Origin of the sequence: Pantoea sp. CTOTU49201 (assembly GCF_032054795.1) — a bacterium.
GTDB classification, from domain to species: Bacteria; Pseudomonadota; Gammaproteobacteria; order Enterobacterales; family Enterobacteriaceae; genus Pantoea; species Pantoea symbiotica.
In genome coordinates this window covers 1-2,750 of record NZ_DAMBSA010000516.1, presented here as the reverse complement: position 1 = coordinate 2,750, position 2,750 = coordinate 1, and the positions used below count along the sequence as shown (strand labels likewise).

Below are 2,750 nucleotides of genomic sequence, written 5' to 3'. Positions count from 1 at the left end.
TGCCGGCAGCAGCCACTGGCGTTTGCACTTGTGGATTATGTGCAGCACCTTTGTGGTATTCCCAATTTTAGGATTGCTGCTGGTGTGGTGGCATCCGGTGAATGTCGGTCCGGAGATTTATACCGGCTTTATCTATCTCTGCATTCTGCCTGCTACCGTGCAGTCAGCCATCGCCTTTACCTCGATGGCGGGCGGGAATGTTGCCGCAGCGGTATGTGCAGCTTCGGCATCCAGCCTGCTCGGCGTATTTATCTCGCCGCTGCTGGTGAATCTGGTAATGAATGTACACAGCGAAATGCCGGGTAATGGGCTGGAGCAGATTGGCAAAATCATGCTGCAATTACTGGTACCGTTTGTAATTGGTCATCTTTCACGCCGCTGGATCGGCGGTTGGGTGGAAAAAAATCGCAGCCTGATTGGTAAAACTGACCAGACATCCATTCTGCTGGTGGTTTACTCAGCCTTCAGTGAAGCGGTTGTGAATGGTATTTGGCACCGCGTCGGTTTGGATACGCTGTTATGGATTCTGGCAGGCAGCCTGCTCATTCTGTTTGTTGCGCTGGCGATTAATCTCGGAGCATCACGCCTGTTTGGCTTTAGCCGTGCCGATGAAATCACTGTGCTGTTCTGCGGCTCGAAAAAGAGTCTGGCGAACGGTGTGCCGATGGCCAACATCCTATTCCCGGCCGCATCTGTGGGTATTATCGTATTGCCGCTGATGATCTTCCATCAGGTACAGTTAATGGTGTGCTCTTTCATTGCCCAGCGCTACAAAGCTGGGAATGAAAAACGGCTGGCGCAGCAGCAAGTAGAAGCGCAGAAGTCCTAAGTAAAACGGCCCGCAAATGCGGGCCGTTTGTTTATTCATTGCGTTTGAGCGGTTTGATTAACCCTTCCAGACCTTCGATCTTAATCGTCAGCGTCAGCTGCATCAATTCACCTAACTTACCGGCCGGAAATTCATCTTTGCGGGCGAACCACAGCAAATACTCCTCCGGCACATCAATCAGCACTCTGCCCTTGTACTTGCCGAACGGCATCACGGTATTGGCGATTTCAACTAGCTGCTGTTTATCCACGTTAGGCTCCGAGCAGGCGAATCATTTCCGCTTCGTCGATCACCGCAATGCCGAGTTCCTGCGCTTTCGCCAGCTTGGATCCGGCCGCTTCACCCGCAATCAGCAAATCGGTTTTCTTCGACACGCTGCCGCTCACTTTAGCGCCCAGCGCCACCAAACGCTCTTTAGCATCATCGCGATTCATCTGCGACAGAGAGCCAGTCAGCACCACGGTTTTACCGGCAAACGGACTATCAATCTCTTCGACATTGACCACTTCAACCTGCGGCCAATGCACGCCAATCTCTTCGGTAAGATCGCGAATCACGGCGCGGTTGCTCTCTTCATCCATGAAGTTACGCACATGCGTCGCTACCACTTTGCCGACATCCTGCACTTCAATTAGCGCATCAAGATCGGCGTTCATCACCTTTTCCAACTCGCCAAAGTGATTGGCAAGGTTAGCAGCGGTGGCTTCGCCGACTTCTCGAATGCCCAGCGCATAGAGAAAACGCGCCAGCGTGGTGGATTTGGCCTTTTCCAGCGCGTCGACCACGTTCTGTGCCGATTTTGGCCCCATACGATCGAGGCCGGTCAGCTTACCGGCCGTAAGGCGGAACAGATCGGCTGGCGTTAAGACGTACTCTTTCTCTACCAGCTGATCGATGATTTTGTCGCCCATGCCATCGACATCCATCGCACGACGCGAAACAAAATGTTTGAGCGCCTCTTTGCGCTGCGCGCCACAAATCAGGCCGCCGGTGCAGCGCGTCACCACTTCACCTTCCACGCGTTCAACGTCTGAACCGCACACCGGGCAATGACTCGGGAAGACGATTTCACGCGTCTCTTGCGGGCGCTCCGATTCCACCACATTGACCACTTGCGGAATCACGTCACCGGCGCGGCGAATCACCACTTTGTCGCCGATGCGCAAACCCAATCGGGCGATTTCATCAGCGTTATGCAAGGTAGCGTTGCTCACCACAACGCCCGCAACCTGAACCGGCTCCAAACGCGCGACTGGCGTAATCGCGCCGGTGCGGCCCACCTGGAATTCGACATCGCGCACGAACGTCATCTGTTCCTGCGCCGGGAATTTAAATGCCACAGCCCAGCGCGGCGCACGCGCCACAAAGCCGAGTTGCTCCTGCAGCGCCTGTGAATCGACCTTGATAACCACGCCATCAATGTCGAAGCCGAGCGACGGGCGCTCCTGCTCAACCTGACGATAAAACGCCATCACTTCATCGGCGCTGTGAGCCAGACGAATACGATCGGTGACCGGCAATCCCCACGCCTTAAACTGTTGCAGACGTTGCCAATGGCTGGCGGGCATTTCACCGCCTTCCAGCAGTCCAAAACCGTAGCAGAAGAAGGTCAGCGGACGTTTGGCAGTAATGCGCGGATCGAGCTGGCGCAGCGAACCGGCAGCTGCGTTACGTGGGTTTGCAAAGACTTTCGCGCCGGTGCGACGCGCTTCTTCATTCAGCTTTTCAAAGCCGCTTTCGGTGATAAACACTTCGCCACGTACTTCAACGCGTGCGGGAATGTTATCGCCATGCAGACGCAGTGGAATGGCGTGGATAGTGCGCACGTTCGCCGTGATATTCTCGCCGGTGGTACCATCTCCACGCGTCGCCGCGCGCACCAGCAGGCCATCTTCATACAGCAAACTCACCGCTAAGCCAT

At 55.2% G+C, this 2,750-nt stretch carries 3 protein-coding genes; 1 reads left to right on the top strand and 2 read right to left on the bottom strand.

Features of this window, described 5'->3' with window-relative positions:
* Positions 1–829: bile acid:sodium symporter family protein (locus RTY00_RS23090; RefSeq protein WP_312666513.1), on the top strand; the 829-nt coding region annotated here is incomplete at its 5' end.
* 31 nt (positions 830–860) lie between these two features.
* On the opposite strand, the gene RTY00_RS23085 is transcribed toward RTY00_RS23090, so the two are convergent.
* Together RTY00_RS23085 and ligA are read right to left on the bottom strand one after the other, a co-directional pair.
* Entirely contained in the window at positions 861–1,079 is a 219-nt protein-coding gene (locus RTY00_RS23085) for a DUF3820 family protein (protein WP_061717899.1), read from the bottom strand.
* Position 1,080: 1 nt separating this feature from the next.
* A partial coding sequence (ligA, locus tag RTY00_RS23080) for an NAD-dependent DNA ligase LigA (protein ID WP_312666512.1) occupies positions 1,081–2,750 on the bottom strand: 1,670 nt, incomplete at its 5' end.